Source organism: Nitrospina gracilis 3/211 (assembly GCF_000341545.2).
Lineage (GTDB): Bacteria > Nitrospinota > Nitrospinia > Nitrospinales > Nitrospinaceae > Nitrospina > Nitrospina gracilis.
This window is the reverse complement of sequence record NZ_HG422173.1, coordinates 656,339-679,633: the sequence shown is the minus strand read 5'-3', so window position 1 is coordinate 679,633 and position 23,295 is coordinate 656,339. Positions and strand designations below refer to the sequence as shown.

Annotated in this window: 20 protein-coding genes; 11 read left to right on the top strand and 9 right to left on the bottom strand. The window is 59.4% G+C overall.

Annotation, left to right across the window (positions count from 1 at the left end; all coding sequences use genetic code 11):
* Positions 1-35 precede the first annotated feature (35 nt).
* The 5 genes from TX82_RS03110 to TX82_RS03090 form a co-directional block, all read right to left on the bottom strand.
* Positions 36-491: a DUF4149 domain-containing protein gene (locus tag TX82_RS03110; protein ID WP_005006729.1), complete on the bottom strand. Its 456-nt coding sequence runs from the start codon at positions 489-491 to the stop codon at positions 36-38.
* 33 nt (positions 492-524) lie between these two features.
* On the bottom strand, positions 525-1,226 hold the full coding sequence (pyrF, locus tag TX82_RS03105) for an orotidine-5'-phosphate decarboxylase (protein WP_338038030.1): 702 nt from the start codon (positions 1,224-1,226) through the stop codon (positions 525-527).
* Positions 1,227-1,243: 17 nt separating this feature from the next.
* Complete coding sequence (locus TX82_RS03100; RefSeq protein ID WP_005006728.1) at positions 1,244-2,095, bottom strand: tetratricopeptide repeat protein; 852 nt, start codon at positions 2,093-2,095, stop codon at positions 1,244-1,246.
* A gap of 146 nt (positions 2,096-2,241) precedes the next feature.
* Entirely contained in the window at positions 2,242-2,793 is a 552-nt protein-coding gene (locus tag TX82_RS03095) for an NUDIX hydrolase (RefSeq protein WP_005006727.1), read from the bottom strand.
* Between the two features lie 28 nt (positions 2,794-2,821).
* On the bottom strand, positions 2,822-3,172 hold the full coding sequence (locus TX82_RS03090) for an arsenate reductase family protein (protein ID WP_005006726.1): 351 nt from the start codon (positions 3,170-3,172) through the stop codon (positions 2,822-2,824).
* 279 nt (positions 3,173-3,451) lie between these two features.
* Here TX82_RS03090 and smc point away from each other — a divergent pair, with 279 nt between their 5' ends.
* The 3 genes from smc to TX82_RS03075 all read left to right on the top strand — a co-directional run bounded on the left by smc (position 3,452) and on the right by TX82_RS03075 (position 9,324).
* Complete coding sequence (gene smc / locus TX82_RS03085) at positions 3,452-7,012, top strand: chromosome segregation protein SMC (protein ID WP_144079066.1); 3,561 nt, start codon at positions 3,452-3,454, stop codon at positions 7,010-7,012.
* 8 nt (positions 7,013-7,020) lie between these two features.
* The gene (locus TX82_RS03080) at positions 7,021-7,629 is read left to right on the top strand and encodes a hypothetical protein (protein WP_042250429.1); all 609 of its coding nucleotides are present in this window, start codon (positions 7,021-7,023) and stop codon (positions 7,627-7,629) included.
* Between the two features lie 345 nt (positions 7,630-7,974).
* A complete protein-coding gene (locus tag TX82_RS03075; protein WP_005006722.1) occupies positions 7,975-9,324 on the top strand; it encodes a leucine-rich repeat domain-containing protein in 1,350 nt (449 codons plus the stop codon).
* A 129-nt stretch (positions 9,325-9,453) separates the two neighbouring features.
* On the opposite strand, the gene TX82_RS15020 is transcribed toward TX82_RS03075, so the two are convergent.
* The 3 genes from TX82_RS15020 to TX82_RS03060 form a co-directional block, all read right to left on the bottom strand.
* Positions 9,454-10,209 carry a TonB family protein gene (locus TX82_RS15020; protein ID WP_005006720.1) on the bottom strand — a complete coding sequence of 252 codons (756 nt, stop codon included), beginning with the start codon at positions 10,207-10,209 and terminating at the stop codon, positions 9,454-9,456.
* Positions 10,155-10,397: a hypothetical protein gene (locus tag TX82_RS16130; protein WP_005006717.1), complete on the bottom strand. Its 243-nt coding sequence runs from the start codon at positions 10,395-10,397 to the stop codon at positions 10,155-10,157. The genes TX82_RS15020 and TX82_RS16130 overlap by 55 nt, the downstream gene beginning before the upstream one ends.
* Before the next feature lie 178 nt (positions 10,398-10,575).
* Positions 10,576-11,862: a glycosyltransferase family protein gene (locus TX82_RS03060; RefSeq protein WP_005006715.1), complete on the bottom strand. Its 1,287-nt coding sequence runs from the start codon at positions 11,860-11,862 to the stop codon at positions 10,576-10,578.
* A 304-nt stretch (positions 11,863-12,166) separates the two neighbouring features.
* Between TX82_RS03060 and TX82_RS03055 the strand changes: the two genes are divergently transcribed.
* From TX82_RS03055 to nadA, 8 genes are all read left to right on the top strand, one after another.
* Complete coding sequence (locus tag TX82_RS03055; RefSeq protein WP_005006712.1) at positions 12,167-13,789, top strand: AAA family ATPase; 1,623 nt, start codon at positions 12,167-12,169, stop codon at positions 13,787-13,789.
* The gene (locus TX82_RS03050) at positions 13,786-15,279 is read left to right on the top strand and encodes a proteasome accessory factor PafA2 family protein (RefSeq protein ID WP_005006710.1); all 1,494 of its coding nucleotides are present in this window, start codon (positions 13,786-13,788) and stop codon (positions 15,277-15,279) included. Before TX82_RS03055 ends, TX82_RS03050 begins: the two co-directional genes overlap by 4 nt.
* Complete coding sequence (locus tag TX82_RS03045) at positions 15,270-15,449, top strand: ubiquitin-like protein UBact (protein WP_005006709.1); 180 nt, start codon at positions 15,270-15,272, stop codon at positions 15,447-15,449. Before TX82_RS03050 ends, TX82_RS03045 begins: the two co-directional genes overlap by 10 nt.
* Positions 15,446-16,249, top strand: coding sequence for a proteasome, beta subunit (locus TX82_RS03040; protein WP_005006708.1), 804 nt, complete (start codon positions 15,446-15,448; stop codon positions 16,247-16,249). Before TX82_RS03045 ends, TX82_RS03040 begins: the two co-directional genes overlap by 4 nt.
* Positions 16,250-16,996 (top strand): proteasome subunit alpha, encoded by a 747-nt coding sequence (locus TX82_RS03035; RefSeq protein ID WP_005006706.1) that lies wholly within the window; start codon positions 16,250-16,252, stop codon positions 16,994-16,996. It begins immediately after the preceding gene.
* Positions 16,997-16,999: 3 nt separating this feature from the next.
* Entirely contained in the window at positions 17,000-18,457 is a 1,458-nt protein-coding gene (locus TX82_RS03030; RefSeq protein ID WP_005006704.1) for a proteasome accessory factor PafA2 family protein, read from the top strand.
* A 139-nt stretch (positions 18,458-18,596) separates the two neighbouring features.
* A complete protein-coding gene (locus TX82_RS03025) occupies positions 18,597-18,941 on the top strand; it encodes a histidine triad nucleotide-binding protein (protein WP_005006702.1) in 345 nt (114 codons plus the stop codon).
* A gap of 4 nt (positions 18,942-18,945) precedes the next feature.
* Positions 18,946-19,974 carry a quinolinate synthase NadA gene (gene nadA / locus TX82_RS03020; protein WP_005006700.1) on the top strand — a complete coding sequence of 343 codons (1,029 nt, stop codon included), beginning with the start codon at positions 18,946-18,948 and terminating at the stop codon, positions 19,972-19,974.
* A gap of 97 nt (positions 19,975-20,071) precedes the next feature.
* Here the strand turns inward: nadA and TX82_RS03015 are convergent, their stop codons facing one another.
* Positions 20,072-23,287, bottom strand: coding sequence for an efflux RND transporter permease subunit (locus tag TX82_RS03015; protein ID WP_005006698.1), 3,216 nt, complete (start codon positions 23,285-23,287; stop codon positions 20,072-20,074).
* Between the last annotated feature and the right edge of the window lie 8 nt (positions 23,288-23,295).

Genomic DNA, 23,295 nt, shown 5'->3' with positions numbered 1-23,295 from the left:
TCCTTGGTAAGGAAGGGAGGAGAAATCCGTTCGCTCTAAAAACGCAGGCCCATCGCCGTGATCCACAGCAGGCCGAGGCCGAACATCAGTACCGTCGCGTTCAGCCGCACCGACCAGCCGTGCAGCGAGCGGAATTTGTTCTGCAACGCCTCGTCCTCGCCGCCCGCCTCGCGCATCTGGTGTTTCAACTGCCGTGCCTGCGGATTGATCACCAGTCCCGCATAAAACGTGCACGCCGCCATGATGGCGATGAACGGCAGGCGCAGTCCCCCGGCGCCGCCGGGCGTGGCCAGTGCGGTTCCCGCCGTCAGCACGGCGCAGGTGTAACCGACGCCGTAATACTTGGGAAAGATGGCGCCGATGACGTCGCCCGCCTGCTGGCGGTCGAGCACCTTGAAGATCGACGGCGCGGTGAAAAACGAGAAGAAGATGACACTGCCAAGCCACATCACCAGCCCCAGCAGATGCACGAAAGCGAGAAAAGTGTTCATGAGGTCATGCCTTCAAAGCGGAAGCGATTTCGTTCACGATGCGTTGCGCCGCGTCCTTCGGGTCTTTCGCGTCGCGGATGGGCCGGCCCACCACCAGGTAATCCGCGCCCAGTTCGATCGCGCGGCCGGGGTGGCGACGCGGCCCTGGTCGTCCTGCAGGACCGTCTTGTCCGCCGGGCGGATGCCCGGCACCACGGTGAGGATGGGTCCGCCGGACTGCTTCTTGATGTCCTTCACCTCTTCAGCGGAACAGACGAACCCGGTCAGCCCCACGTCGCGGCTCATCAGCATGCGGTCCATCACCAGCTCGTTCACGGTGATCCCATCCGAATAACCCAGCGCCGGGTCGAGGTCGTGTGACGTCATGCTGGTGAGCACGGTGACGCCGAGCAGCTGCAGTCCGGGCTGCACCGCCTTGAGCGCCGCTTCCAGCATGGGCTCGCCGCCACTGCAATGCACGGTGAGGAATTTCACCTTGTGCTCGCCGGCGGCGGTGACGGCGCGCTGGACCGTCGCTGGAATGTCGTGCAGTTTGAGGTCGAGGAACACCGCCGCGCCGCTGTGGTCGTGCACGGCGCGGATGGCCTCGGGTCCGGCGCGGGTGAACAACTCCAGCCCGACCTTGAAGCACCCCACGGAATCGCCCAGCGTCTGGATGTAACGGACGGCGGTGGGAAGATCGGGTACGTCCAGCGCAAAGATCAGGCGGTCCTGCGGAGTGGGGTCAGCGGCCAATGCGGTCTTTTCCGGGTTCAGGTTTTATTGAGAGCGTTCAGGTTGTTCTGCGCCTCGGCCAGGGTGGGGTTTTTCTCCAGCGCCTGGTTGTACATTTCAATGGCTTGCTGGCGGCGTCCCGTGTTCTGGTACACCGCGCCCATGTTGTAGTACGCCGGGGCGAAATCCGGTTGCTCCTCCACGCACCTGTTGAAATTTTGAAGCGCCTTGTCGAATTGCTTCAGGTGCGCGTGAGCCAGCCCCAGATTGTAATACCTTTGGTATGGAAAGGGAAACCCGGAAACCGCGCGTTCGAGGTAATCGACGGCCTTGTCATAATGACCCTGCCGCAGGTGAATTTCCCCCAGCTTGTACATAGAGGCTTCGTCGTGCGGGTTCCACTTCACCGCCTGTGTGAGGGCGTCGATGGCTTTGGCGTCGTTGCCCAGCTGAAAATACGCCCGGCCCAGTTTGGCGTGGTAGTTGGCTTTTTGCGGCTGGGCGCGGGAAAGCGTCTCCAGCGGCTCGACCATGCCGCGCCAGTCCTCGAGGGTTTCGTAGGCGGCGACCAGGTTTTCCAGCGCCTCGGTGTGGCCCGGCTTCAGTTGCAGGGCGCGGCTGGAGGCGCGGATGGCGTCATGGTAACGGCCGAGGTTGGTGTACACCAGCCCAAGGTAGTCCTGGTACTCGGCATTCGCGGGGTCCTGCGAGGCCGCGGCTTCCAGTTTTGGAAGCGCCTGTTCGTATTTGCCTTTCTTGGCCAGCGCGACCCCCTGCTGGTATGACTTCGCCGCATCCTCTGCAGAATGGACGGCGGGGACGGTCGCCAACGTCATCAGGATCGCCAGGGCGGCGGCAAAAACTCCATGTCTGCAATCTTTCATTCGCATTCTGAACCTCCCAGTGCAAAGAGTTTCACAACCGGGTTCTTGTATTGGGGTCTTGTTATTAAAAATAAGTCCGGGCAGGCGTTTTGTAAAGCCACGCCAAATCATGGGGGCTTACCGCAATGCGGGGTCTCAATGGGTGAAGAATTTCAATCGGTTTGCACCACTTCGCCCAGGTGGCGCAGGATGCGCGCCGTCGCGCCCCAGATGCGGTGGGGTCCGAACCAGTACGCGAAATCGGAAGGCGGGTCCGCCACCGCTTCCTCGCGGAAGCTCTGCCACAGCGGCAGCAGCGGTGGTTGCAGGACCGCTTCCACTTCCTCCGGGTTGGGCGTGCAGACAGGCGGCGGGTCGCATAGAGCGACGAAAGGGGTGACGTCGATGCCGGTCAGCGTGCGCACCCCCGGCAGGCGTGCGAGCACGTCCTCCGGCGACACGTCCAGGTCCAGTTCCTCGCCGGTTTCGCGCAGGGCGGTGGTGAGAAGATCACGGTCGCCTTCCTCGAACAGCCCGCCGGGAAAACCGATCTCGCCGGGGTGACTGCGCAGGGCTTCCGAGCGTTTCATCAACACCGTGTGCGGGACGGCCTCCTGCCGGTACAGGATCACCAGCACCGCCGCCTGCCCCACGCCCGTCTCCACGCCTCCCCCGCGCATCGGAAAATCCGTGCGCAGGCGCGCGATCCATCCCTCCCAGTTCATACCACCCTCACCGCCGGGCCTGGCCCGATCATTTCTTCGCCCAGGTCTGTTTGTATTCGTCTTCGTTGAAACCGACCGTCACCGTGTCGCCATCGACGGCGATGGGACGCTTCACCAGCCGCCCGTTGGTGGCGAGGAGGTCCACCGCCTCGGCCTCGGTCATGGATTTCAGCCGGTCTTTCATGTTGAGTTCCTTGTACTGGACGCCGCTGGTGTTGAACAGTTTTTTCAGGCCGTAACGGGCGATGGCCTGTTTGAGCACTTTTTTCGGCGGCGGGGTTTCGGTGATGTCGATCGACTGGTAGGCGACGCCCCTGCCGTCGAGAAACTTCTCAGCCTTTTTGCACGTGCCGCATTTGTTGTAACCGTAAAACTTCATAACTGAATTCACTCCTAATCTATGAAATCCACAACGTTCCGGTTTGCCGTGCCATTTATAGCATGACCGGGAATTATCGGAAGGGCAAAACCCGGTAGCCGGGAACACCCCGCACGGGTCGCCCCCACCCCATCGTAAACCACAATATATGGGGGCCTTAGGTCATTCTCGCCACCAAGGATAGTATATTTTGCTTTACTTCCACAGGGGCGTGGTATAATGTGGCCTGACACGTCGAGGCACCACAACACCATTATTTTTAAAGGGTTTATTCCGCTTATGATCCTCAAGCAACTCGAACTTTCCGGGTTCAAATCCTTCGCCGACCCCACGCATTTGGATTTCACCCGCGGCTTCACCGCCGTGGTGGGCCCCAACGGCTGTGGCAAGAGCAACGTGTCCGACGCCATCCGCTGGGTCATCGGCGAGCAGAGCTCCAAGCACCTGCGCGGCACGCGCATCGCCGACCTCATTTTCAACGGCAGTGACAGCCGCAAACCCGTGAACCGCGCCGAGGTTTCGATGACCCTCGCCGACGTGCCGCCGGGCCTGCGCATCGCCAACATCCCGAACCTGTCGGAAGAGATCAAGGTGACGCGCTGTTACCACCGCTCCGGCGAAAGCGAATTCTACATCAACCAGGTGCCCTGCCGCCTGAAAGACATCACCGACCTGTTCCTCGACATCGGCATCAGCCCCAAGGTGCTGACCGTCATCGAGCAGGGCAACATCCAGGACATCGTCACCTCCAAACCCGACGACCGCCGGATGTGGATCGAGGAAGCCGCGGGCGTGCTCAAGTTCAAGGCGCGCAAGAACGAAGCCCTGCGTAAACTCGATGCCGCCGGACAGAACCTCGACCGCATCTCCGACATCGTGCAGGAGTTGTCGCGGCAGGTGGAATCGCTGAAACGCCAGGCGGCGAAAGCCGAACGCTACAAGCAATACCAGGCGGAGATCAAGGAATTGAGCCTCGACCTGTTCAGCCGCAGGATCCGCCGCGCCGAGCGCGACCTGGAAGAAATCGACCAGCGTCATAAGGCGCGCACCGAGCAGAAAACCGAGTGGAACGCGCAGGCCTCGACGCTGGAGACAGACATCGAGACGCTCAAGTTCGAAATCGACGAACTGGCCACCGAACTCAATCACAAAAAAGAAACGGTGCACAGCCTCAACACCGCCATCGGCAAGAACGAACACAACATCGAACTCAAGCAGGGCGAGATGAAACGCGCGCGGCAGGACATCGAATCCGCGGTCGGCGAAGTGGAGAGCATGAACGCCGAGATCGCGCAGAATCAATCCCAGTGCGGGGAACAAAGGGCGGAAGGCGAACGTTTGACTACAGTCATCGCGGAAAAAGAACAATCGCGGCAGGCCCTGCAACAACAGTACGAACAGACCCGCAACCGTCTGAACGAGCTCGACGGTCAGGTGAAGCAACTCGACCGCCAGATCATGGAACGCGTGCACCACATCTCGCGCAAGAAAAATGAACTCACCGCGCTGGAGACACGCAGGCAGGGACTGACCGACCGCGATCAGCGACTGGAGACCGAACTGAACGAAGTGACCGGACAGATCGCCGCACTCCAGACCGCGCTCAGCGAAGCCGACACGGGGTATCGCGAAAAGGCCGAGGTGTTCGAACGGCTGCAACGCGAGCAGGAGCAACTCACCCAGCGTGCCGCTGAATTGAAACAGCGTCTCGACCAGCAGGAAGAAGCCGCCCATGCCGCGCGCGAGCGGTATCTGGCGCAGAACTCGCTGTTGCAGTCCATGCAGGAGTTGCGCCGCAAGTTCGAAGGGTTCGGCGACGGCGTCCGCGCGCTCATGGCCAACGGCGCGGGCGAGCACGTCAACGGCCTGCATGATGTGCTGGTGGACGTGGTGAAAGCGCCGGCGGAGTTCGAAGCGGCGGTCGAAGCCGTCATGGGCGAAAAACTGCAAAGCATGATCGTCGATTCGTACACCGATTCCGTGGAGGCCATCCGCTACCTCGACCAGAACAAATCCGGACGCGGCAGTTTCATTCCGCTCCAGCCGAAATCCGCAGTGCGCCCGCCGCTGTACATGAACGGCAACCAGGGCGTCATCGGCCGGCTGGCCGACCTCATTCAAACGCGCGAGGAGTACCGCCCCATCCTCAACCACCTTCTGGGTCACGTGGTGCTGGTGCGCGACCTCGAAACCGCATTGCAACTGCACGGCCACAGCGAGTTCCAGGGAAGCGTGGTGACGCTCAAGGGCGAGGTGATCGACGACGAGGGCGTCGTCACCGGCGGCGCGCAGGATGACAACGACGCGGGGCTGTTGTCGCGCAACCGCGAGATGGAAGAGTTGACGGCCACCGTGGCCGATCTCAAGCAGGAGATGGACGCCCTGCAGGGCGAGGCCCTGCGCATGGAAACGGATCTCGCTACATTGCAGGAGCAGGTGCAGGCGGGAAGCAAGGCGGTGCACGCGGCGGACATCGAACGCACGCACCGTTACAACGAACTCGAGCAGATGAAAAAGGAAGCCGAGCGCCTGTCGCAGAAGCGATCGACCATCGAATACGAACGCACCAGCGGCCAACAGCAGTTGCAGGGGCTGGCCCGCGAGCAGGAGGCGTTGCAGGAGACGGTGACCACGGCGGAAGCCGAACAGCAGTCGGCTGAAACGATGCGCGAATCGCAGAGCCGCGAACTGGCGTTGCAGCGGGAGGAACTCGACCGCAAGGGGCAGGAGGCGAACCAGCTCAACGTCGAGATCACTTCACTCAAGGGGAAAGCCGAAAACCTGTTGCTGGAAGTCAAACGCCTCGAACAGCAGAGCGCCAACCTCGCAGAACGCATTGCGCGGCGGCAGGAAGACAGCCGCAGCAACACGCAGAAGATCACCGAGTGTGAGGAAGCAATTAAAGGATACGAACAGGCCATCATGGAGCAGGTGCGCGAGAAGGGCGAGCTCAGCCAGGTGATCGTCTCCGAGGAAGAAACGCTGAACGAAAAGGAAGAAACCCTCGACGCCCACGAAAAGCAGGCGCGCGAACTGGTGAAACAGATTCAGGAGATCACCGAGGAAATTTCGCAGATCGAATTGAAACGTTCCGAGACGCGCATCCAGATCGCCCACATCGAAGAGAAGGTGTGGGAAGATTTCCACGTGTCGGTGGATGAGATGAAAGGCCGCGAGGAAAAGGACATCGACGAAGACGTCGCGTCCGAACAGCTGGCGGGGCTGAAAGACAAGGTCGCCAAGATGGGCGAAGTGAACCTCGCCGCGCTGTCCGACTTTCAGAAAGCCAACGAGCGTTACCTGTTCCTGCAGAAGCAGGAGGAGGACCTCGCCGAATCCATCCTCAGCCTGCACCAGACGATCGAGAAGATCGACAAGACCACGCGGCAGTTGTTCGCCGACACCTTCGAGCTGGTGAACGAACGTTTCAAGGCGAACTTCGAGCGCCTGTTCTCCGGCGGCCGCGCGGAGCTCATCATGCTCGACCCGAGCGATCCGCTGGAGTCGGGCATCGATATCAAGGCCAGCCCTCCCGGCAAGACCATGCAGAACATCCAACTGCTCTCCGGCGGCGAAAAGGCGATGACCGCCATCTCCCTCTTGTTCGCCATTTTGCAGGTGCGGCCCAGCCCGTTCTGCCTGCTCGACGAGGTGGACGCGCCGTTGGATGAAGCGAACGTGACGCGTTTTCAGGACATGCTGAGCGAGATGGCCGACAAGACGCAGTTCATCATGATCACCCACAACCAGAAGACCATGAGCTTCGCCGACACCCTGTACGGCGTCACCATGGAAGAACGCGGTGCCAGCAAGGTCGTCTCCGTCCATTTGAATAACTGAAATCCGCTATGATTTCCCGTCATCACCACCTATTAAAGTGGATGACGGTGTTGGGCCTGCTGGCATTGTCCGCCTGCATTCCTTTCACACATTTCCCCCTTTCGGATAAGGAAAAGGTCGAAAAGGATCCCCGCTTGCCCGGTGCCTGGGTCCATCGTTTTGATGGTGGAGAAACTATTCTACATTTCTCCAACTATCCCAAGGGACAGGCGCAAGAAATGGTTTATGTGGAGTTCAGGGATAGTGGAGGGTTGTCTTTTTTGGCGAGCCGGGTTTTCAGCGCAAAAGTGGGTGCGGAGAGTTTTCTTAATATTGAGCTCACTTATAGGTTCGAAATCAAAGAGAATGAAATTCCCATTCACATGCTCGCTTCATACCGGTTTGATGAGGACATGAAGCTTTATATCAAGCCTTGGACATTGGAAGAAATAGTCCAAGGTCTTCAGGAAGAAAAATTTTCCGGGACCTTGATTGAAAAACAAGACAAATATCTTATCGTGCAGGATAGCCAGGGCCACAAAATGAAGTTCTTCAATCCCGAAGACGAAAAGAAACTAGCGAAGTGGACAGGACCTTTTAAAAAGATCATGACTCCGAAGGTTTTGATCGTCGAGTGAGGATTCCTCATAAAGGTTCTTCGTCGCCTGCGGCTCCTCAGGAAAAGAACTGAAGGAAAAAGCCCCCCAGACCCCTTCGGAGAAGGGGGAGCCGATGCCCTCCCTTTTCCTGAGTTATGTTCCCCGACCCGCGTTCGCACTTCCCCGTATTAGCCCATTTCCTCAGGCGTCGCCTGTTCCCTCCAGGCGTGGCCCGGCTCCCTTGCAGGGAGTGGCAACGGGCTGTGACTCCATCGCCAATTGCAGATTGTCAGTGCGTTATAAATCCAACCTGCTTCCTCCGGACGAGGTCCGGTGGTATAATCCCCTCACCGCGATCCTTTCATATTTTTTGCACACGGCATCATGGCGGAAGCGAAAGACATCGACGACAGTCTCGAGTTCCTGCGGTTCTTCGAGAAGTACACGGAGAAGGAAGACCTTTTGCAGGTCATCCAGCACCGCCTGGAAAAAGACCCGGCGCGCCTCGACCTCACCCGGCAGGTGATGAGCGAGAGCGATTTCCAAATGCTGGCGGAACTGCAACCGCTGGCACGCGTGGGTTACCTCAACCTGTCCGAGACGGGACTCAAGACCGCCGGCATCCAGCAGTTGTGCACGTCGCCGCACCTGGGCCGGCTGGAAACCCTCGAGCTGGGAAACAACAACGTCGATGACGACGGCCTGTTCTTCCTGTCGCGCATTTCCCTGTTCGAAAACCTGAAGACCCTCAATCTCGCCAGCAACGAAATCGGCCCGGTGGGAGCAAAAGCCCTGTCGTTGAGCAAGACGCTGGCCAACCTGGAAACGCTCGACCTCTCCTACAACCGCATCACCCCGCTCGGCATCAAGGCACTGACCAACTCCGACCTCGGACGCCGCCTGCGTTGCCTGAAGCTCGCGGACATCGGCCTCGGTGACGACGGCGCGGAGCAGTTGTCGAAGTGCGGTCAGTTGGCGGGGCTGGAGACGCTCGACCTTTCCGACAACAACCTCACCGACCGCGGCGTGGAGTACTTCGCGCGCGCCAACGTGTTTCCCAACCTCAAGCGGCTGATCCTGAGCAACAATCCCGTCGGGGACGACGGCGTGTACGCGCTGGCGGAATCGGAGTTGTTCGAAAACATCGAGGAGCTGGAGTTGCGGTGCGCGGGACTGACGGCGGACAGCGCCATCACCCTCGGTCAGTCCCGGCACTTCAAGAACATCCGCAGGCTGAATCTGAACAACAACGACATCCGTGCCGAAGGCACGTCCGCGCTGGTCGCCTCCGCCAACGTGAAGAACCTGGAAGCGATGGACCTGGGCGAGAACCAGTTGAACGCGGAAGGTGCGGTGGCGCTGGCGGAAAGCCCGAACGTGACGCACCTCAAGGAACTCCGGCTCAACAACAACAACATCGCCGACGAGGGCGTCGTCGCACTGGCGCAGTCGCAGTACCTCACCGCTTTGGAGGAACTGTACCTCGAGCAGGACAACTGGATCCGTCCGCCCGGTGCCAAAGCCATTGCCGAGTCCACCACGTTTTCCAACCTGCGCGTGCTGGTGCTGGGACTGAACGTGATCGGAGACGAAGGCGCGCGTTACCTGGCCGAGTCCACCACCCTCAAAAGCCTCACCTTTCTCAACGTCATCGGCAACAAGCTGAGCAATGCCGGTGAAGACACCCTGCGTTACTCCGAAACCCTGAAGCTGAAACAACTCGAACTGGTATGACCGGGCCTTGTGGGGAACCGAGTCAGGCGCGAAGCAAAAAGGCGATGCCTGAGAAAATTGACGTGCGCCGCAAGGCTGGTTTCCATTTATGAAAAGGAAGGGGGAATCCGTTTTCTCTTCAATTGAAAATCAGCGGCCGTACTTGTCCTGGTAGTAGGTGCTGTAGGCGGGGCTGTAGATGAAAGTAGCGAGGATCGACAAATTGTCGCGGTCGATGGTGACGGGGAAAGGATAATAGGGTGCGGCGTTTTTCACCGCGTTCACCGCCGCGTCATCCAGCAGGTTCGAACCCGATGCGTCCACCAGCAGGACTTCCAGCAGGCGTCCGTCGCGCGAGATGCGGAAGCGCAGGGACAGGCGGCCGTTGATGCCGTGGCGCGCCGCTTCTTCCGGGTACGTCCACACCCGCTCGATCTGCTGCTTGATGCGCTGGAAGTATGATGCGTACTTGGCTTCCTTGGTGTTGAGCGAGATCACCTCGTCCTCGTCGTCCGGATTCTCCGATTTCATGGAATCGGCGTCGATGGCGGCGTACTTCTCCGGATCGAATCCGTCCAACAGCGCCAGCGTGCTCTCCGAATACTTCTTCGTCACTTTCTTTTCCTGTGTCTTTTCCGGTTTGGGTTTGTCAAAACCGGTTTTCGCTTCCTCAAACGTTTCGCGCGGCGTTTTGGGCGGCGGGATCAGGAACTCCTTGCTCAACTCCATCCTCTTCTCCGGCTTCGGCATGGTTTCCGGCTTGGGTTTGGGAATGAGCGATTTCTTGCTGGCGTGAAGATGGTTGTTTCTTTTTTCGATGTTCGACTTGGACTGGCTGTTGGCGTTGGAGATCAGTTCGGATGACTTAGGCGGTTCCTTTTCCTGCGGCTGGACCGGGTCCACCACCTGCGGCGGTTTTTCTTTTTCTCTTCCGGTTCTTTCGGAACGTATTTCACCTTCACCGGCGGATGCTCCGGCGCTTCCGGCGGACCGGGCGGAATCATCTGGTACGCGGTGAACGCCGCCAGATGAAGGCCGAGCGACAACACCACGTACTGCTTGATCTTCGGTGGCGGTTTGATAGGAAATCGCATAGGTCCCTATTGTAATGCCCTCCTCTGGCCAGGGAGGGGAAAATGAGGGCCTGTGCCGCAAACTCCCGTTTGAAAGAAACCCGGGTCGGACCATCTGGAGAGCGGGTTTGCAGCCGGAAAGGCCTCTATAACTTTATAATATTCAATGTGTTATGGCAACCTTAAAGCCCGCTGGCCCTTATTTTCCCACCGGTTTGAATGCTGCGGTTTTTTCCCTGTACCAGCGGTGTGCGTTGGGTACCAGCGGCGAGTGCAGGTTGGGCGTGTCGTAGCGGTGCCCGTCGTGAAACGGGACGTGCGGCATCTCGAGCGTCCGGTAGAGGCCGTTCAGGTACGCCGGGAAATCGGCGTACATGGCGATTCGTTCTTTCAAGGCCGGCATCGCTTCCCGTTTGAACTTCATCAGCTCGCGGCCGAAGGGATGGATCGACGCCAGCCCGTTTTCCTCGCCTTCCTCCCGCACTGCGAAGTGGACGAGCGATTCGAAGTCCTCCCAGTCCTCCAGCGCATCGACGTCGGAGACGTACGCCGGGTCGTCGTGAAACTTGGCGACGAACGGCGTGTCGAGGAAGATGGACGCGCCCTTGTTGAAATTCTTGAGGTGCATGCCGAACTTGTGTTCGTCGTTCATGCGGTAGGTGCGCAGGTCCGAGTCGAAGTGGCGGAAGTGCGACGCCAGCACCGGGAGCAGGCGCAACATGCGCGCGGGGGAGGTGAGAACCTTGTGAATGCCGGCGTTCAGGATCTTGCCGTCCTTGCGCGTCTCGTGCAGGAGTTCGATGATGTCCTCCTCAATCGCCGCGAGGTTGATGGGGTACACGTTCGGTTCCTTCACGTCGTGCAGACGCCCGGCCTTTTCGTCGATCACACGGTAATGGTAGTTGCGCTGCACGAACTCGCTCGCCGGGTCTTCCTTGAAACGCGAAAACATCGCCTGCCGCGAGTTGAGCCACAGGATGAGATTGTGCGTTTTGAGGTCTTTGTCTTTCAGCACGCGATCCAGGTCGTACATGAACGGCAGGTCGCCGGGCTGGAACAGCACCAGCTCGTTCGGCGCCAGCGCCAACGCGTTGCGTCCGAGCACCAGCGTGTTGATCAGCACCAGGTTGTCCGGGTCCTCGTGCACGAACTGGACGTTCTTGCCGCACGGTCCAATCACATCCAGAAACGCGTCGAGCACCGTCTTCACTTCCTTCGAGCCGACGACGACGATCTCTTTCAGGCCGGACACCATCAGGTTGCCCAGCGCGTAGCACATGAGCGGGATGCCGTAGATGGGGAACAGGAACTTGAGGCGGTCGATCTCGTCGTCGCGGGCGCGCAGGATCAGGTGGCTGATGCCTTTCTTGCCCTGCGCGATTTCGCGGCGCGCTTTTTCGATGGCTTCCTTGTCGGCCAGCTTGCGCGACTCGTAGGCGTTGTGCGAAAAGCTGACGATGCACTTTTCAATGGTCGGGTGATTCATGCGGTACAACCGTGCGGAGGCAGAGACCCTTCTTCCGGCGGCGTCCGGTACGGGAGGGTTTTCTTAAATTCAAAACAGTGGGTTGATTTTAAAGGTCTAATTATACACAACCGGAAGCGGCGCACCAATCGCAAACCGGCCTGTCCGGAAGCGGAAACAGGCAAAGTTTGCGGTCCGCAAAAAAACCTTGACCTTTTATATTTCCGTAAGTTGGGGTTTTCGAGGGGGTTCGGGTAAAAGCTTGTCTATCTGATTTTTTAATCATACAATTGAAGTATCATTCGTGGAAATAAGGATTTGTGAAATGGGCGACCCGACTCACATCATTGAATTGATTGACCGGATTCTGGAAGAGACCGAGGACCAGCCGGAGCTGCAGCAGAAGATCTTCGACCTGCGCGACGCGCTCCTGGCGGCCCAGCAGTCCGCCCAGCAGTACAATCTCAAGATCAAGACGCTGGAGGAAACCATCCGCCAGCTCAAGTCGCCCGCGCACCGCATCGGCACGGTGCTCGGACCGGGCAACGACGACCTCGTGCGCCTGAACGTCGGCGGCACGGAATACCAGGCGGCGGTCTCGCCGGAGATTCTGGAGAACGGTCCCCTGCAGGTCGGCGACCAGGTGGCGGTGAACGAAGGCTTCGTCGCCATTATCAAACTGCCCCGGCCCCAGCAGGGACCCATCGCGCGCGTCGTCACCCGCCTCAAGGACGGCCACTGGATGGTCAATGGCGGCACCGGCAACACCGAATTCATGGTCCAGGCCTGCGACGACCTGAAAGAAGAAAACTTCCGCGAAGGCGACGAGATCATTCTCGATCCCACGCAACGCGTCATCCTGAAAGCCCTGCCCAAGCGCGAGCAGAAGCTGGTGGTGGAAGACGAGTTCGTCACTGTCACCTGGGAGCAGGTTGGCGGGCAGGAAGACGTCATCAAGGAAGTGCGCAAAGTCATCGAGTACCCCATCCTGCACCAGGAAATCCTGGACAAGATGGAATACCGCATGCCCAAGGGATTCCTGTTTTACGGTCCCCCCGGTTGCGGCAAGACGCTCATCGGCAAGGCCATCCTCTCCGATATCGTGAACAAACTGAAAGAACAGAGCCACGACCTGAAGGACCTGGAAGGACGTTTCATCCACGTCAAAGGTCCGGAGATCCTCAACATGTGGCTGGGTGAGTCGGAACGCAAGGTGCGCGAGATTTTCAAGAAAGCGCGCGACTACCGCGAAAAGGGACAACTGCCCTTCATCTTCATCGACGAAGCCGAGTCCGTACTCGGCACACGGCAGGCGCTTCGCGTCAACAACATCTCGAATACGCTGGTGCCCATGTTCTGCGCGGAGATGGACGGCATCCAGTCGGTGCGCGACATGGTGGTGATTTTGGCGACGAACCGGCCGGACCTGATCGATCCCGCCATCCTGCGCCCGGGGCGCATCGACCGCAAGATCAAGGTATCGCGCCCGGACCGCGGCGACTGCGAGGACATCCTGAAGGTGTACCTCAAGAAGGACCTGCCCATCGAGGGCGAATCGCTGGACGCATTGATCGGGCCGTTCCTCGACACCCTGTTCGGCACCGCGCCGGAGCAGGAGGCCCTGCTCCTCACCCTGCGCAACGGCGAATTCAAAAAACTGTACTGGAAGGATTTCATCTCCGGCGCCATTCTGGAAAGCATCGTTCTTCGCGCCAAGGAACGCGCCATCGAGCGCGCGATTGCCGGGGAGCCGCTGATGATCAAAGTGGACGACCTGTTGAAGTCGCTGGAACACGAGTTCGTGGAGAACAACGTACTGCCTGCGGATTCCAATATGGAAGACTGGCTCCAGCTTCTCGATTTCGATCCGAAGAACGTCGTGCGGGTGCGTCGTCCGCGCGATTCGGATCAGGCCGCGCACCAAACCATGAGCCGGTCGATCATATGAGTGTTGCCGTTCCCCTGCTGGGACTGGAAACCGAATACGGAATCATCCGCGAAGACCTGGAGGATTCCGATCCCGTTGAAGAGTCAATGGCGCTCCTCCAGCAGTGTCCTCTGAAAAGCGTGTTCCGCGGCTGGGCGTACAGCCGGGAACGCACGCATCTGGATATGCGCGGGTTCACCGTGAACCACCTGGCGCAGGATGAAGAGGAAGACGAGTTCTGTGCGGAAGACCGCAAGCGGCCGTACAGCTATTGGGAAATGAAGTGCGACCGGGTGCTGGTCAACGGCGCACGGTTTTACAACGACCACACGCATCCGGAATACAGCACGCCGGAGTGCCGAACCGTGTTCGACCTGGTCACGCACGACCAGGCGGGCGACCGCATCCTGCTCGAATGCGTGCGCCGCCGGAACGAGGAGCTGGGCGGTCCGCACGTGCAGGTGTTCAAGAACAACACCGACTACAGCGGCCACAGTTACGGCACGCACGACAATTACCTCATCCCGCGCCGGCTCGACTTCGATGTGTGGGTGCGGGGATTGGTGCCGTTTCTGGTCACGCGCCAGTTGTACGCGGGCTCGGGCAAGGTCGGCACCGACGGAAAAAAAGTCGAGCCGTTTTCCGGTTTGCAGTTGGGACAGCGCTCGGATTTCATCGAGTGCCTGCTCAGCATCGAGACGATGACGCAACGCCCCATCGTCAACACGCGCGACGAACCGCACGCGGCGACCGACCGGTACCGGCGGTTGCATTTGATTCTGGGCGATGCCAACATGTCGCCGTATGCGACGGCACTCAAGGTGGGCACGACGCGGCTGGTGCTGGCGCTCATTGCCGATGAAACACTGGAGATGCCGCCGGAGCTGGCCGAGCCGGTAACCGATGTGCAGCGCACTTCCCGCGACCGCACCGGCATGGTGCTGTTGAAACGGGAAAACGGACGCACCATCACGCCGCTCGAAATCCAGGGCTGGTACCTGGAGCAGGCGAAGAAAAACCCCGGCCGCTTGGGTGACGACAAGGAAGAGCAATGGATCGTTCAGGAATGGGAGCGCACGTTGAACGATTTGAAAGAGGGCTCCCACAAACTGAGCGACCGCATCGACTGGGCCATAAAGGAAGGCCTGTTCACCCAGTTCATCGAGACCGAAGGGCTTTCGTGGGATGACCCGGTTCTGCAAAGCCTCGATCTGGAGTATCATAATCTGGATCCGGAGCGCGGCCTGTACTACGGTCTGCTGGAAACCGGGGAGCTCGCTCCCTTCGTTCCGGAAGAGGACGTGGAAAAAGCGATGCACAATGCACCGGAGGGCACGCGGGCGCGTATCCGCGGCCTCATGGTCGATCAGGAGCAGGACAATATCCGGAGCATTCACTGGACGGGTATTGAGTTCAAGAACGGTGACTATCTGGACCTGACGGACATCATCCACCAGGAGGATGTCGAACAGGCCCTGGAAACCAATAAGGAGTTGTTCGCATGGAAATGACCGATCCCCTGCGCAGGGAAGAAAAGAAAGAGTCTTCTCCCGATCCCAAGGAAGAAAGCGGTCCGTCCCGGCCGGACGTATCCCGTCCCGGGCGCGACAGTCTGCTGAAGCGCATGAAAAAAGTGGACCCGAAGCAGTCGGAGAAATACAAACAGCGAACCGGTCAATGAGCGATTCTATACTTCATTCCCAGGGGCCGGGGGATTTCTACGAACTTCTCAAACGGTCGGGGTACCAGTGGGCCTCCGCACCGGAGAATGGAACCCCGGTGGACGCGTCGCAGCTGATGCACGGCACCACGGTGCTGGCGTTTCATTACAAAGACGGGGTGGTGGTTGCGGGCGACCGGCGCGCCACCGCCGGCAACGCCATCATGTACGACCGGTGCGACAAGGTCATCCCCATCGACGACTATTCCCTCATGGCCATTGCGGGCGTTCCCGCCACGGCTTTCGAGATGGCCCGCATTCTTTCCCACAACTTCGAGTACTACCGTCGCTCGCAGTTGCAGTCCCTCAGCACCGAAGGCAAGATCCGCGCGCTGTCGAAACTGCTCAAGGACAACATGGGCATGGCCATCCAGGGTGTGGGCGCGGTGAGCCCCATCTTCGCCTCCTACGACCTCAAGGAAAAGAAAGCGTACATTTATTTTTACGATCTCCTGGGCGCGAACTTCGAGATCCGCACGCACACCGCCACGGGTTCCGGTTCGCCGGTCATTCGCGGCGTTTTGGAACACGAAGACCTTTGGGGCGCGCGTCCGCTCGCCGAGCGCGATTTCAAGGAAGCGTCGATGCTCGCCGTGCGCCTGTTGCAGACCGCCGGCCAGTTCGATTCCGCCACGGGGCAGGGCCGGCCCGACGACAAGATCTATCCCGTCGTGGCCAGCATCACCGGGGAGGGTTACCGCTTCCTCGAAGACAACGAAATGGAAATCCTGTTCCAGGAATCGATGAAGAGGAACGCCTGAATGTTCGAAGAACCGTTTCGCTGGATGGAGGCCATCTCCACCCGGCACAGCTACGTCCAGGAAAAACTGCGCAAGGGACAGCCGGTCATCGCGGTTCCGTTCAAAGAAGGCGCGTTGATGATTGGGTTCACGCCCCAGCCCGGAAAAATTTTTGAAGTGTACGACTGCATCGCGCTGGGCAGCCTCGGTCATCCGGCGGATGTGGAACGCCTGCGCATGACGCTGCTCGACATGGCGCATCTGGAGGGTTTCAACCGATCGGAGAAAGACGTCACCATCGCCCGCCTGCTGCAGTTCGGCGTGGCCCCGGCGCTCAAGCAGAACTTTGAAGAGGTCATGCGCGCGCCGTACCTGGTGAAGCTGTTGCTGATGGAGATGAACTTCGAGGACCGGCCCCTGTTCTTCCGCCTCAATTACGACGGATACTGGGAGATGTTCAAAAAGGGCACGGTGATCGCGGGCAACAGCAAGGAATCGGAGTTCATCGAAAAAGAAATTGGAAAACGTGATTTCGCTTCGCTACCCTTGGAACAGGCACTGGTGGAAGTCAGCCGTCTTTGGGAAGAGAGCAAAAAGCAGGGGACCGAGGAAGAACCGGGAGCGGAAAAGGAAACGGCCATGACGCTGGCCGAAGTTTTCGAGAATTGGACATTGGAAGCGGCGGTGTTGACCACCACCCGGAAAAAGTCTCTATTCCGGTGGGTCACTTCCAGTGAATTGGAAACGCTCAAAAAAACCTGCGTGTGACTTATGAAACGGCGAATCTACGGCATTGAAACGGAATACGGCCTCCTCATCAAAGAGGAGGACTTCAAGTACGGCCCGATAGATGTGGCGGTGCGGGTCAAGAACCACATCTTCGATAAAAAGCAGGGCGTGCTGGACCTTCACTACCGCGCCAACGACGAGCCGCCGGGCAACGGCGGCTTTCTTGTTAATGGCGGCCGTGTGTACCTCGATATGGGTCATCTTGAATACGCTTCGCCGGAATGCTCCAACCTCACCGACCTGGTCACCTTCGACCGCGCCGGCGACATGGTGGTGCAGGAAGCGCTGGAGGATCTGGGCTGGGGCGACCAGGTGGCGTTCATCAAGAACAACGTCGATCTGGAAACCAACGCCACCTTCGGCTGTCACGAGAACTACCTGGTCAGCCGCGCGTTCCAGTTTGACAACCGCGAAAACCTGCGCCTGCTCGCGTCATTTCTGGTGACGCGCCAGATCTACGCCGGGGCCGGGCGCACCGGTGCCTGCAACCCGCAGCCGTTCCGCGACTGGGACGACATCCACCAGGCGAAGAAAGACACGGAGGAAGTCCACTTCCAGCTCTCGCAACGCGCCGACCACATTCCCAACGAATTTTACCGCTGGGTGCAGTACAACCGCGCCATCGTCAACACGCGCGACGAACCGCTGTCCGATCCCAGCAAGTACCGCCGCATTCACCTGCTGGTCGGCGACTCGAACATGAGCGAGTTCGCCACCGCGCTCAAGATGGGCACGACGTCGCTCATGATGGAATTGATCGAGCTGGGCGTCGCCAACCCGGACTGGATTCTCGCCGATTCCGTCGCCGCCATGCGGTCGATCTCGCGCGACCAGGATTTCAAGTGGCACATTCAAATGCGCGACGGCAACCAGAGCACCGCGCTCGAGTTGCAGTGGGAAATGCTGAAGACGGCGAAGGAATACCTCGCCGGGGCCAACGCCGACGCCGACTGGGTGATCGAGGCGTGGGAGTCCGTACTCACCGACCTGCCGAAGGGTCCGGAGCATCTCATAGGGCGCGTTGACTGGGCCGCCAAGTACTGGCTCCTCACCGAGTTCATGGAAACGGAAAACCTGGGCTGGAAGGACCCCTGGGTGAAAAGTCTCGACCTCGAGTACCACAACCTCAATCGCAACGTCGGGCTTTACTGGGGACTGGAAGAAACCGGCGACGCCAACCGCAAGACCACCGATGCCGCCGTCGAGCATGCCAAGCACAACCCGCCGCGCGGCACGCGGGCGGACGGACGCGGCGAACTGGTGAAGCGCCTGGTGGAAAGCCAGACGGGGTACCTCATCGACTGGATCGGCTTCCGCCTCAATAAGGAAGAACCGTTTCTGATGCTGGACCCGTTCGTGTCCTACAAAAAAGACATCAAAGCTTACCTGGAACGCATGGACCTGCAGCAACCATTCGACCGCGACAGCTTTTTCCGTTGATCCCCGTCACCGCCGGCTCGGCGGCATTCTCCTTTTCACTGCCATTTTGAGGGCCGTCTCCCTTCCGGGAGGCGGTTGCTTTGTCTCTTCCCACGTTATAAGATGGGTTTATAGCCAACATTCATTTTATGGAGACGGTGTGAGCGACTGCCTGTTCTGTAAAATTTCAAAAGGGGATATCCCCGGTGACAAGGTTTACGAGGACGACAACGTTTTCGCGTTCAGGGACATCAATCCGCAGGCGCCGACGCACATCCTCATCTGTCCGAAAAAGCACATGAGCACCATCATGGACATGGATTCCGAGGACGAACCGATGATCGGTTCCATCTTCTCCGTCGCCAACACCCTGGCAACGGAGATGGGTCTGGAGAAAGGCGGGTTCCGGCTGGTGCTCAACTGCGGTTCCGGCGCCGGGCAGTCGGTCTTTCACGTCCATTTCCATTTACTGGCCGGACGGCCCATGAAATGGCCTCCAGGTTGAAATCATGATCACCCTCGACGAACTTTACGAAAAGCTGAAACCCATTCGCGTCGGCAACCCGATCTGCGAGTTCACGCGCGAGCACTGCGAGCGCATCTGGCCCACCATCGAGCGCATCCGTGAACTCAAAAAGGAAAAGAACGCCATCATCCTCGCCCACAACTACGTAGAGCCGGAAGTGCTGTACGGCGTGGCGGATTATTCCGGCGACTCGTACGGCCTGTCCAAGAAAGCCAAAGCGTCGGATGCGGATGTCATCGTGTTCGCGGCGGTGCGGTTCATGGTGGAGACGGCGAAGATCCTGAACCCGGAGAAAACGGTGCTCGACCCCAACCCCAACGGCGGGTGCTCGCTGGCCGATGGCATCATGCCCGCGGATGTGAAGAAACTTCGCAAACAGTATCCGGACCACACCTTCGTCTGCTACATCAACACCACGGCGGAGGTGAAGGCGCTGTGCGATGTGTGCGTGACTTCGTCGAACGTGTACCGCATCGTCGAGGCCATCGACAACGACCGCATCTATTTCCTCCCGGATAAATTGATGGCGCAGAACGTCATCGAGCACTGCCGTCGAAACGGCATCGACAAAACAATCAATTACTGGGACGGCACCTGCTACGTGCACGAGGAGTACCAGCCGGAGGCGGTGGACTTCGTCCGCAAGGCCAACCCCGGCGTCGATGTGCTGGTGCATCCGGAATGCGCGCCCGGCGTGGTGCAAAAGGCGGACTTCGTGGGGAGCACCACCAACATGCTCGACCACGTGCGCGGCTCGGACGCGGACACGTTTTTCCTGCTCACCGAGTGCGGCTTGACGGGGGTTCTGCAATCCGAGTTTCCGCAGAAAAAATTTGTCGGCTCCTGTACCATGTGTCGCTACATGAAAGCCAATTCCCTCACCGATGTTTTAGGCGTACTGGAAAATCCCCAGCCGCACCAGATCATCACCCTCACCCCGGAAGTCCGGCAGGGCGCACTGCGTTGCGTTGAGGCCATGTTCGAATACACCGAACAACCCACCTCTAAATAATCATTATCTTTTTTGTCGTTCTGAGCGACTGCGAAGAATCCATGTCTTCATGAATCGGCCACATGGCGGTTAGACGCCCTGCTACGACCCACGCGCGCTACTCAGCCGGTGTGGAGGCGGGTTGCTTTCGTTCTTCCATGGGCAGGGGTTCCTTCATGAACATCCGGTAAAGCACGGGCAAAACCACCAGCGTGAGCAGGGTGGCGGAGACGATGCCGCCGATGACCACGGTCGCCAGCGGTTGCTGCACTTCCGCGCCGGTGCCGGTTGCGGTCGCCATCGGCAGGAATCCCAAGGACGCCACCAGCGCCGTCATCAGCACCGGGCGCAGGCGTGTCAGGCATCCCTCATACACAGCACGATCCAGAGGCATGCCGTCCTGGCGAAGCGAATTGATATAGGAAACCAGCACCACGCCGTTCAACACCGCCACGCCCGACAGCGCGATGAATCCCACGGCGGCGGAGATGGAAAGCGGGATGCCGCGCGCCCAGATGGCGAACACGCCGCCCGTCAACGCCAGCGGCACTCCGGAAAATACCAGCAGTGCCTGTCTGGCCGAGCCGAATGCCGCCATCAAAAGCAGGAAAATCAGGAGCAGGGCCACCGGAACCACCAGGTACAACCGTTGCGTCGCGGAAATCAGGTGCTCGAACTGCCCGCCCCACGTAAGCCAGTAACCGGAGGGAACGGTCACGCGTTCACGGATCAACGCTTGCGCTTCCTCCACAAAGGTTCCCAGGTCTCGCCCCCGCACGTTGGCGCTGACGAACACGCGGCGCTTGCCGTTCTCGCGACTGATCTGGTTGGGACCCTGCACCACTTCCAGGTCCGCCACCGCTTCCAGTGGAATGAAGGTGGGTAACGATTTCACCTGTGGGCGCTGGGTGCCGACCGTGTGGGAGTGGCCACCGTCCAGTTGTTTTGGAAACGGCAGGGGAATGCGGCGCAGGTGCGGGATTTTTTCGCGGATGTCTTCCGGCAGGCGCACGACAAGGTCGTACCGGTTGTCACCTTCATACACCACGCCTGCTTTCCTGCCCCCGACCGCAGTCTGCACGATGGACTGGATTTCCGACACGTTGAATCCCAGCCGCGCCATCTCGCCGCGTTTCAGTTTCACGGTGAGAATGGACAGCCCCGTTACCTGCTCGACGCGCACGTCCGCGGCGCCGGGGATGGTTTCCAGTGCGTGGGCGATGTCTTCGGCTTTGGCCAGCAGAACTTCCAGATCATCACCGTGGACCTTAACCGCCACATCGCTGCGCACGCCGGAGATCAATTCATTGAACCGCATCTGGATGGGTTGGGTGAACTCGTACTTGTTTCCGGGAAGCGGGTTGAGCACCGACTCGAATTTTTCAATGATGCCGGGGCGGGTGAGGTTCGGGTCCGGCCACTCGCGTCGGGGTTTCATGATGACAAACACGTCGGCGACGCTGGGGGGCATGGGATCGGTGGCGATGTCTGGGGTCCCGATTTTGGAAAACACGTAATCCACTTCCGGGAACTGGTGGAGTTTGTTTTCCAGGTTGTGCTGCATGCTGACCGCCTGCGAAAGGCTGGTTCCGGGAATCCGCAGGGCATGGATGGCGTGGTCTTCCTCGTTCAGCGTCGGCACGAACTCGCGCCCCAGTTGCGTGGCCAGCATGATGGTCAGCACGAAGAGGACTCCCGCGAGCGTCAGCACCGCGACGGGTGCCTTCAACGACGCAGTGAGCACGGGCCGGTACATCCGTTGGGCCCACTGAAAGAATCGCGTTTTCTTTTCGGGCACGCGACCGCTTATGAACTGCACCACCATTGCCGGGATGAAGGTGAGCGAGAGAATCAGCGCCCCGGTCAATGCCGCCAGAACGGTGAAGGCCATGGGGATGAACATCTTGCCTTCGACGCCGGTGAGGGTGAGGATCGGAATGTAAACGATCATGATGATGATGACCCCGAAAATGCTGGGACGCGACACCTCCGCCGCAGCGGTGCTGGCCACATCGAGCCGTTCGGCTTCGGAAAGCTCGCGTCCGGCTTGCCTTTGCCGTTCCGTAAGCCGGCGGATGCAGTTTTCCATGATGATGACGGTGCCGTCGACGATGATTCCAAAATCGACCGCTCCCAGGCTGAGCAGGTTGCCGCTCACACCATGCGTCACCATGCCGGTCACAGCAAAAAGCATGGACAGGGGAATGACCAGGGCGGTGATGAACGCGGCGCGGAAATTGCCAAGCAGTAAAAACAGGACCACAACCACCAGCAGGGCGCCTTCCGTAAGGTTATTGCGCACGGTGGTCAGCGTTTTATTGACCAGCTTGGTGCGGTCGTAGGTGGTGGTCACCTGCACCCCTTCGGGAAGGGTTCGGGCGATTTCCTGCATTTTGTCATCGACGGCGCGGGAGACGCGGCGGCTGTTGTCGCCTTTCAGCATGAACACCGTGCCCAGTACCACCTCCTTGCCGTTGCGCGTGGCGGCACCGGTGCGCAGTTCCTTGCCAATCAACACGTCCGCCACGTCCCTGATGTAAATGGGCACCCCGCGGTGTGCGCCGACTACGATGTTTTCAATGTCCTGGATGTTTTTCACCTGGCCCGGTGTTCGCACCAGGTACTGCTCGCCGCTTTGTTCTATGTATCCCGCACCGACGTTGTCGTTGTTCCTTCGCACGGCGTCAACGATGTCGTTGAAGGTCAGGTTGTAGGCGGTGAGGCGTTTCGGGTCGGGCGTCACGTGGTACTGTTTCTTGTAGCCGCCGATGCTGTTCACTTCAACCACACCCGGAATGGTCATCAACTGCGGCCGGATCGTCCACTCCTGGACCGTGCGCAGTTCGGCCATCTGTTCCACGTCGCTTTTGGTTTTGCCGTGGTCATGGCCTTCCTGCCAGCTGAGCGCCCACATGTAGATTTCGCCCAGCCCCGTGGCGATGGGGCCCATGATCGGTTCCAGCCCATCGGGCAAAGTGTTGCCCAGCTCGCGCAGGCGTGCGTTCACCAGCTGGCGCGCGAAATAGATATCCGTGCCGTCTTCGAAAATGACCGTCACCTGCGACAGGCCGTAGCGCGAGATGGACCACGTCTCTTTCAACCGGGGCAGGCCGAACATGGCGGTCTCGACGTAGTAGGTGACGCGCTGTTCGACTTCGATGGGGGAGTAACCGGGCGCTTCGGTGTTGATCTGTACCTGGATGTTGGTGATGTCGGGCATGGCATCGATGGGAAGCTTCTGGAAGTTGTACACGCCCAGCACCGCGAGAAAGAGGGTGGCGAGAATGACAAATACCCTCTGGCGAATGGCGAAATCGATGAATCGCTTCAGCACGGCAGGTT